The sequence below is a fragment of the Streptomyces sp. SID1328 genome (assembly GCF_009865595.1).
Taxonomy (GTDB): Bacteria; Actinomycetota; Actinomycetes; order Streptomycetales; family Streptomycetaceae; genus Streptomyces; species Streptomyces griseoluteus.
In genome coordinates, this window is the sequence record NZ_WWKH01000379.1 from 1 (window position 1) to 206 (window position 206).

At 75.2% G+C, this 206-nt stretch carries 1 pseudogene; it reads right to left on the reverse strand.

Annotated elements, in window-relative coordinates:
• Positions 1–206, reverse strand: a pseudogene (locus GT030_RS11170) (oxidoreductase); the annotation flags it as partial.

Genomic DNA, 206 nt, shown 5'->3' on the forward strand with positions numbered 1-206 from the left:
CGGGCACAGACCGCCTCGAACGCCGTGTCGGGGCCGAAGGACCGTACCGCCGGCTGGAACCGCTCGGTGTGCAGCCGCCCGGCCGGGAACGCCTCCTGTGCCGCGGCCAGCATGCCCGCGGGTCCACAGCAGTAGACCAGGGTGTCGGGCTCCAGGGCGTGCGGGGCCAAGGACGCGTCGAGTGCACCGAGGTCGGGCCGGCCGTG